This is a genomic window from Vibrio ichthyoenteri ATCC 700023, from assembly GCF_000222605.1.
Classification (GTDB): Bacteria; Pseudomonadota; Gammaproteobacteria; order Enterobacterales; family Vibrionaceae; genus Vibrio; species Vibrio ichthyoenteri.
This window is the reverse complement of record NZ_AFWF01000058.1, coordinates 1-8296: the sequence shown is the minus strand read 5'-3', so window position 1 is coordinate 8296 and position 8296 is coordinate 1. Positions and strand designations below refer to the sequence as shown.

The following is an 8296-nucleotide window of genomic DNA, read 5'->3' as shown; positions in this document are numbered from 1 at the left end:
TTCTAAATCACGCACAACTTTTACGATGTTGTGAAAACCGGTTTTTTCTTGAGTAGATTTTATAGCGACTAAGCCAAAATTTAGGTTCTCGGCCAGAATGATCTTATTGTTTATGTCTTCAACCAGTTTATCTTTCACTAGGTTAATCTGACTGTTTATATTTTGAGTATCACTTTGATAAATGTAATTACTGATATGGTGACGGGCACTAAAATATGACGTCAAAATGGTAATTGCAGTAATGGTGATGAAAATTACGATAATTTTCATTTTGAACGGAAGGGTTTTGTTCATGAATGTAGCCAGTTCCTTGGTATGTGCAGCGAATATAGTATCTCGGCGTGAAGAATATTTTCATGACTCTCGTCTTAAAAGGAAGACTAATTTTATTTATGGTATTGACATTAAAAGTTGATTCAAATTCAGTTGCTTATCAACCGGTTTCCTATTTGATGGTGTGTTGTGCACAAACGGGCGGGACAAAAGCGGCGTGATTTAGCATCGCAAATGAGCAGTATCGTGATGCAAGAATAGTTTGCTGTAGGCTTGTCGCTATACGTAGGCGACTATGTTGGAAGATCTTTACTACTAGTGTTCTAGTGGCTTGAGGTGATGTTAGATAACCCATGTATCTATATTGTATGGTGAGATTAGAGTGGGTAGAAGGTTAGACTTCTAATTAAAGGATTACCTAATTTTGCGATCTGCATCACACCAATAAGTGGTGCTTTTGATTTTACGGCGCTCAAATGTTCATGATGCTGTTGACTTTAATTAGACGTCTAATTAATTTGGCGTGATTGTAATGAAACCTCGATCTTATTAATGGATGGTCGAGGTCAACTTAAGTAAAGAATCGACGTTTCATCAGCCCAAAGCCGCTTATGGGGTTTGGGTGATCAGTTTGGTGCAGTGATCGCCACTGAATCAGATCTGCACAAGGTTTAACAGCAGTAGAACACACGGCTGAAACCTAGCCAAAAAAAGCATATTAGAACAAGGAAGTAATATGATTGTAGAAAGTACGCCAATGGTAATGACCGGTGTATTTACTCCCCAACGACTAGCGCATAAAACACCTGATTAGAACGGCGTTTACTCGCTGGTGGATTAATCATATTTAGGTAGGGCGCTTGTCTTATCGTTTTCTGCACTCAGCTTTCAATAATTCATTTTGACCAAGGAAATTCCATGACTTATACCGTAGAAAAAATCGGCGGTACTTCTATGTCTGCATTCGACGAAGTGCTAGACAACATCATCCTTCGACCTAAACAGCCTTATAACCGCGTTTTCGTAGTATCTGCTTATGGTGGTATGACCGACGTGCTGCTTGAGAATAAGAAAACTAACAAGCCCGGTGTGTATCAACTTATTGCCAAACGCGATGACACATGGGGAGAGGCATTGGCACAAGTTGAAAGACAAATGTTATTGGTCAATGACAATATTTTCGCTGATCCTATGAATCGTATCCGAGCTGACAAGTACATTCGTGCTCGTATTGCGGAAGCGAAAAATTGTATCAGTAATATATTGGATACATGTCGTTATGGTCAGTTTTCTTTGCGTCATTACTTACCGCAAATTAGAGAGTTTTTGTCTTCGATTGGTGAAGTTCACAGTGCGTATAATACCGCGTTAAAGCTCAAAACGATGGGGATAAACGCCAAGTTTGTCGACTTATCCGGTTGGGATTCAAAGCAACCGTTGTCATTGGATGAAACGATTGAACAGGCATTTTTGGATATCAACATAGCAGAAGAGTTACCGATCGTGACCGGTTATGCCTATACAAAAGATGGGCTGATGAAAACCTATGATAGAGGTTATAGTGAAATGACCTTTAGTCGTATCGCATCTATTACCAAAGCGGATTTGGCGGTTATTCATAAAGAGTATCACCTAAGTTCAGCAGATCCTCGTATCGTAGGCATTGAAGAGGTATTGCCAATTGGGCGAACCAATTATGACGTTGCTGACCAATTAGCGAGTCTAGGTATGGAGGCTATTCACCCCAATGCAGCTGCGGGCCTAAGACAAAGTGGCATTGAACTTCAGATAAAAAATACCTTCGAGCCAGAACATCAAGGTACGCTTATTTCATCAGACTACAGCCCAGAGACAGATAAGATTGAAATAATTGCAGGAAAAGAGAAGGTATTTTCGTTGCATGTGTTTGACCAAACCATGGTTGGGCAAGTGGACAATGTAAGCTACGACTTGATGCAAATTATCGCAGAAGCTCGCGTTAACCTTATCGGAAAGGAGATGAATGCTAACTCGATTACTTATTATCTCGGTGGCAGTGAGGAAGCATTGAATAAAGTCCTTTATCGAGCAGAGAAGCGTTATCCTAATGCTTCTATCAAAGGAAGAATGGTGGCATTGATTTCGGTAATTGGCTCACAGATTGATACCAATAAAACCCTGACTAAAGGCGTTCTTTCATTGATGGAAGATGATGTAACGCCTATCGCGGTTCACTCATCAATGCGTAATGTTAACGTACAGTTTGTGGTTACGGACGGCGAATATCAACAGTCTATTCGCGCACTGCACAAAGTGTTTTGTAAGCAATCAGTAAAGAAAGAAAGCGGTATGGTGGCTTAAACAATTGGCGCACGTAAATCATACTTAACTAATTTGGCGAAAGGTCTAACTCAATTATCTGAAAAGTGATGAGTTAGATGCGCCTGATTACCTGAAAGTAGTTATCAATCTCTCCTACAAGCAATGATATCTTCTCCCTAATAAAAATACCTGAGTGTACTTATGTACAACTCAGGTATTAGTGGAATAACGTCGACAGCTTATTAAGCGAGAGGGTCGATATTATTTGGGGGTAGGATAGTGTCGATTACGACAATGTTGGCCAGTAATCTTTGTTTGCTTCAATGAGGGCGTCGAGTACTTTGCGCGCTTTCTTCGCATCTCCAACAGTGCGATTAAGTGTAAGTGCTTGAAGTGCTTTGGTGTAAGAGCCTTCAAACCAAGCTTCTACCGTTAAGCGCTCATAGGCAAATTGTTGTTCTATCATACCTTTGTAGAATGTTGGAATCTTGCCTACGCCATAAGGGCGTGGACCGTTGATGCCCAATTCTGCTGTTACTTCAACCATCACGTCATTGTCTAGGTTTGCAACAAGACCATTGTTTTCAAGGATAACCACAAACTTACGTTTTTGGTTGAATGCAATAGATTCCGCAACTTCAATGATCATGTCACCATGAGCATCGTTGTGTACAACGCTTGAATTTTTCGTTGTACCATCAAGAACTGCTTGGCGACATTCTGCAAATACACGTTTTTCTCGACCATTCATTACTTCATTAGCACGAGTAAATTCAGGGTCAAGTTTTGACAGTTTGTATTCAGGGTAGATGTAGTACTGTAGATAGGTATTTGGTAAGTAATCAGGGAAATCTCGTAGCATATCAGCGACAGCTGCATAGGTATCTAGCCAAGATTGATCACGTTGTTCTGCATCCACTGGGATAAAGCCATTTTCAGCGATGTAAGCTTTCAGCTTTGGTGCAAGATCTTCACCTTGTTGGTTGTATAGGTGTGTAAACCAGCCAAAGTGGTTTAAACCAAAATAGATTGGATCAAACTCTGTTGGGTCAATATCCAGTAAGCGGCCGTACGAACGCAGCAGATTAACGGGTTGGTCGCAAATATTTAAAATACGCTCGTCTTGTGGGAAGCGTTTTTTAAGAGCGTCAGCCACAATAGCGGCTGGATTGGTGTAGTTCAAGATCCATGCTTGTGGAGCGCGTGAACGTACATCTTCTACCATTTCGATCATGTCACCGATTGAACGCATGCCATAAGCGAAACCACCAGGACCGCATGTTTCTTGTCCGATCATGCCAAGAGATAGTGGGATTTTTTCATCTTTTTCACGCATTTCGTAACCACCAGTACGCATCTGGCACAGAACGAAATCAACGTCTTTATATGCAACGTCTTTATCTGTGGTGTATTCAAACTCGAGCTCTGGATAATCTTCAGAAAAAAGTAGTTTTGCGTACTCGCCGATTGTTTCTTGGCGTTCCGGTTTTACATCAAACATGACTAAGCGTTTTAACGGGAATGTCTCTTTGCGATTACACATGGCTTTTAAAATACCTGGAGTCCACGTTGAACCACCACCTACTAGTACTACATTAAATGCTTTTTTCATCTTACTTCTCACGTAAATTAGTTCTTGAAACAAGCCCCTGGCCGGCAGGGGCAGAAATTATGGGTTGAATGGTTAAACGGCTAGAGCTCGCTTAACATCGTTGGCAATACTTTCAACTTGTGGCCCGTAAACCACTTGAACATCGACATCCGTCGCGCGTTTAACACCGGATGCGCCCGTCGTTTTAAGAAAGTCATCTTGGACTTTACTCATATCGTTGACCTTGACGCGCAAGCGTGTGAAACAGTTGTCAACGAGTTGGATGTTCGAAGAACCGCCCAGACCTTCAATAATTCGACTCGCTTGTTCTGATGCGCTGCCGATCATTTCTGTTTTTTCTGATTCGTTTTCACGGCCTGGTGTAGCGACGTTGAAACGAGTTATAACAAAGCGGAAGACGAAGTAATAGATTGGGAAGTAGCAAGCTCCTACCAACACAGCAAACCACCAATTGGTGTCAGCGCCACCAAGGACTCCGAAGACCACTAAGTCAATCACGCCACCCTGAACGTTACCTATCATCACCCCAAAGATGCTCATTAAGGCGAAAGAGAGGCCGGTCATTATTGCGTGGAAAATAAACAGCAATGGACTAACGAAGATAAAGCTGAACTCCAACGGCTCGGTAATTCCGGTCGTAAAAGAAGCTAATGCGCCAGCAATGACTAATGCTTTTACGCGAACTTTATGTTCATCACGAGCACACTGGTACATGGCTAATGCTGCGCCTGGAAGGGCAAACATCATCACCGGGATTTTTCCTTGCGCTAGGAAACGAGTGGCTTCTTTAACTATGTCATTATCGATACTGCCTGGGTGAGTCAAGGCATAGTTGAAAATGCTTAAAGCGCCAACAACACTTTCACCATCTACGTTTGCGATACCACCAATTGGAGTGAATCGAACCGTTTCATTCAAAATGTGGTGCAACCCTGTTGGGATCAAAAGACGCTCTGTTGCAGCGAAAAGGAAGGTCCCGAAACTACCGGAATGACCAATAAACTCACCAATTTTTGCAATCGCGGCACCAATGGTTGGCCAAATAAGTGACATTGCTACACCAACCAAAGGCAGGACAACAACAGTGATGATCGGTACGAAACGGCGACCACCAAAAAAGTTGATCGCGGTTGGCAGTACGATTGTGTAGAAGCGGTTATGCAGTGCAACTGTGACCAGACCTGCAATCACGCCGCCTAATACGCTCATATGGTATGAGAAAATGCCCAAAGTCTGGCCAAACTCGGCGGCGAACATCATCGCAGCAGTTTGATCCATTCCTTGTGAAACAAGATAAGCGACAGAGGTTGTTTGAGGCGTAAGTCCCTGAGCAAGTAGAGAATAGTTCACCCCTACGTGCATGGAAATAAAACCAATAATGGCAGCGAAAGCGGCTGTTGGCTTCTCGTGTTTTGCTAAGCCAATCGCAGAGGCCACAGCAAAAAACAACGGTAAGTTGCCAAACAAAGATCCTGCGACTTTACGAATAAAACCTAGAAACAGCTGAACCACTTCAAGCTGGTTAAAGGATTGTCCGGTAATATTAGGGTTTTGTAGGGCGGCTGCTAAACCAAGGAAAATACCAGCTGCTGCGATAACCGAAATTGGCATCATTAGCGCTTTTCCTAGGTCCTGTAGCTTAGAGCCTATATGTTTCATCGATTGATAACTCCTTATAATCATTTTTATTCTGAGTGTATTTAACTGCCATAAAGTATAGTTGTCTATACAACCATGCTGTTAATGTGATTCCTATCACTACGTATAACTTATTAGAAATCGAGGGTATTCAGTGCGAGCCCTTTAATGGTCGGCGATGAAAGGTTGTCTAGTTGTGTATTCAACCTGCCTAGGTTAGGATGTTTAACTATCAATTTAGGGGATACAAATGATAGATAAACAGTCGCATGTGCCTATTTATTTACAAATCGAGCAGATTCTTACTGAGAAAATATTTCAAGGTACTTTAAAGCCGGGTGATCCTATTCCATCTGAAACCGGGTTAGCTGAACAATATCAGGTTTCGCGGATGACGGCGCGCAAAGCAGTTGATTATTTAGTTCGTCAAGGTGTTGTGGAACGTCAAAGAGGACGAGGTACATTCATTTGTCAGCCCGCCCAAGACTTAAAAATGGCTTTACCTTTGGATAGCCATTTAACGTCAAGTGAGGTGGCATCGAGTTTAAATTGTTCGATATCGAATAAATTACTTCATTTAGAGAAGGTTCAGGCGCCTATTCATGTAGCCAGTGACTTGAATGTGAAGCCGGGAACGGTAGTATGGTTTATGAAGCGTTTACGCTTGATTGACGATGTCCCTTTTGTATTTGAATCATCCTTTATGTTGGCAGAACCGTTATTTGCTGATTTGACAGAAGATGATCTCAACCATTCAAAATATCAATATTTGGTGGGTCGAGGACACAATGTAAAAGGAAGTCAAAAACAAATTAAAGCTGAGCTTCCTTCTGAAGAAATACGCGTATTACTTGGTTTAAAGCGCGATGAACCGGTGTTATTTGCTCACAGTGTTGGCTTGTTAGAGCAGGGCATTCCTTTTGAAGTCTCTGATATCTATTATAATCAAGAGCATTATACCTTCACCCTGAATGCGACTCGTTAAGATCATCTTTTCTCTATAGAAATGAGCTAGCAGAGTAAAAATCCCATTGCCCTGCTAGCTCTTTTTTAGTATTTCAAATAACGACTCATCAAATGCTGCTTAAAGTGCGCAGCATTGAGTGTTTCTCCCGTCGCTTGTTTTACTAATTCATCTGTCGTCAATAAACTACCTTTGCTCCAGATGTTATCCGATAGCCAAGTAAAGATAGGGCTCAGATCACCACTGCGAATGGCGCCATCCACATCAACCGTATTCTTCATCACCGCCATATATTGTGCCGCGTACATTGCCCCCAACGTGTATGAAGGGAAGTAGCCAAATGCGCCGTCGGTCTAGTATAAATGTCTCCTTCAGGCCAGTATTAATCAGAGCAAATATCTATGTGATAGATATTTTGGATTCTATTTGCTAGGACCAATTCTGACCGTAAAGCCTTAAGCTGGCATGTAGCGTTCGTATAATTTTGTTTCGTAGAGGGAGCGGAGAAATAACCTCCACAATATTTGCATTCTTCATTAGCCACCACTCAAAGGTCAGGCTGTCACGAACCTCTGTTTCAACGGTCGTGTAATTTTCATCTAGGGCGATTATTTTTTGGTTGGGTGAAAGCCGAGTTTCTTCAATAAGATGTAAACCATTTAAATTATCTATCCTCAATATGACAGTTTGCATCTCTCCACCAGAGAAGTGACGGGCGTTTTTTTCTACATATTCTTTGACGTTAAACTTAGCCAAAATGTTATTACTACTAAAGCCAATTTTTAATGTGTGTACACGATGAAGCGCATAGGTGCGAATGTCAGTTGGTTGGTTTGGCTTCATGCCTATCAGGTAAAAGCTGTTACCGTGAAGAAAGAGTCCAAGCGGAGTTAATTTATAGGCTTTTGGTTCTGTTGCTCCACGCTTTTGATAGCTGAACTCGATATCTTTTTTATTGAGAAGAGCTTGCTCAATCTGCTTAAAAAACTCGTTACCAACGTCTGGTGCCTCAAGTGGTAACTCTTGTTGGAAATAGCAAAAACGCTCACTCCACAACTTAGTTTGCTTGGTGTCTTCTTGTTTTAGTGAAGAAAATATAGCATCGACATCAGAGCGCAGTGTCGGTGGTAGCATCGACCTAATCTCTTTTTCAATCACCTGTAAAGAGACAACGGAAGACATGCCATCAGGCTTAATTGGATGACGATGTCCCTGAGCAATTTGATAGCGATATGGACGGTATTCATCTTGAGTTTCAATGCTGGCGTTATCTTCAACCACCTTATTAATGCAGCGTTGAACCGTTCGAAGCTGGCTTTTTTCACCGGAACTGGTCGATAACAAACCACAGGAAATCAGCGTGTCTCGTAGCTCTAAGCTAGAGATTGAATCTGGATAACACGGTATGGATTCTAGTATTTTGTGATATCGCAGTATTTGCTTACTCATATTCCCCACCTGATGAAAAATAAACCTCTATAGCGACAAAAATTGTCGCCTATCTAATT

At 41.8% G+C, this 8296-nt stretch carries 5 protein-coding genes and 2 pseudogenes; 2 read left to right on the top strand and 5 right to left on the bottom strand.

Annotated elements, in window-relative coordinates:
• A pseudogene (locus RH85_RS05635) lies at positions 1-294 on the bottom strand (methyl-accepting chemotaxis protein); the annotation flags it as partial.
• An 897-nt stretch (positions 295-1191) separates the two neighbouring features.
• On the opposite strand from RH85_RS05635, the gene RH85_RS05630 reads away from it, so the two are divergent.
• Positions 1192-2613 (top strand): aspartate kinase, encoded by a 1422-nt coding sequence (locus RH85_RS05630; protein ID WP_006711238.1) that lies wholly within the window; start codon positions 1192-1194, stop codon positions 2611-2613.
• Positions 2614-2860: 247 nt separating this feature from the next.
• On the opposite strand, the gene RH85_RS05625 is transcribed toward RH85_RS05630, so the two are convergent.
• Together RH85_RS05625 and RH85_RS05620 are read right to left on the bottom strand one after the other, a co-directional pair.
• On the bottom strand, positions 2861-4186 hold the full coding sequence (locus RH85_RS05625; protein WP_006711237.1) for a 6-phospho-alpha-glucosidase: 1326 nt from the start codon (positions 4184-4186) through the stop codon (positions 2861-2863).
• A 72-nt stretch (positions 4187-4258) separates the two neighbouring features.
• Positions 4259-5845 carry a PTS transporter subunit EIIC gene (locus RH85_RS05620; RefSeq protein ID WP_006711236.1) on the bottom strand — a complete coding sequence of 529 codons (1587 nt, stop codon included), beginning with the start codon at positions 5843-5845 and terminating at the stop codon, positions 4259-4261.
• Positions 5846-6074: 229 nt separating this feature from the next.
• On the opposite strand from RH85_RS05620, the gene RH85_RS05615 reads away from it, so the two are divergent.
• A complete protein-coding gene (locus RH85_RS05615; RefSeq protein ID WP_006711235.1) occupies positions 6075-6809 on the top strand; it encodes a GntR family transcriptional regulator in 735 nt (244 codons plus the stop codon).
• 65 nt (positions 6810-6874) lie between these two features.
• On the opposite strand, the pseudogene RH85_RS05610 reads toward RH85_RS05615, so the two are convergent.
• Positions 6875-7141, bottom strand: a pseudogene (locus tag RH85_RS05610) (carboxypeptidase M32); the annotation flags it as partial.
• Between the two features lie 76 nt (positions 7142-7217).
• The gene (locus tag RH85_RS05605; protein WP_039948692.1) at positions 7218-8237 is read right to left on the bottom strand and encodes a helix-turn-helix transcriptional regulator; all 1020 of its coding nucleotides are present in this window, start codon (positions 8235-8237) and stop codon (positions 7218-7220) included.
• Between the last annotated feature and the right edge of the window lie 59 nt (positions 8238-8296).